The sequence below is a fragment of the Chryseobacterium phosphatilyticum genome, from assembly GCF_002899825.2.
Taxonomy (GTDB): domain Bacteria; phylum Bacteroidota; class Bacteroidia; order Flavobacteriales; family Weeksellaceae; genus Chryseobacterium; species Chryseobacterium phosphatilyticum.
Genome location: NZ_PPED02000119.1, coordinates 1 through 441 on the forward strand (window position 1 = coordinate 1; position 441 = coordinate 441).

The 441-nt window shown below is 58.7% G+C and carries 1 protein-coding gene; it reads right to left on the reverse strand.

Annotated elements, in window-relative coordinates; translation table 11 throughout:
• Positions 1–441, reverse strand: a 441-nt coding sequence (locus tag C1631_RS25600; RefSeq protein ID WP_123966802.1) for a DUF2336 domain-containing protein, incomplete at both ends; no start/stop codon positions are given.

Below are 441 nucleotides of genomic sequence, written 5' to 3' on the forward strand. Positions count from 1 at the left end.
TTCCATGAGGGGTTTGATGATTTCGATGGACGCCTCGCACAGAACTGAAAGGCCAGCCACAACCTCTTCGTATTGACGGTCCGCTGCAAATGCCCGCAGCTTGCCGTCGGTCAGTTCGCCGCGCTCTTTCAGAAGTTTCGTCAGGCGCAGAGCAGTATCGAAGTTATGAATCTTGTTGGAGTCACGCGCGACCTTTTCGGCGACTTCCTTGAGCGTGCGGTCGACCTCGTCCTGAAGCTCGGGCGGCATTTTGGCCATCAGCCGCGCGCGAACGGTTTCGGTGGCCCGCAGCAGGAGTTCGCGCAGGAGCTGCAACGGCAAATCGAGACGCAGGCCGGTTTTCTCGGCCAGCGCGTCATCGGTTTCCGCTGCTTTCAGCAGCGTCGCAAAGCCATGCTCTGATATTTGTGCGCCTGCGTTGTTAACGACGCTGTGCCTGAC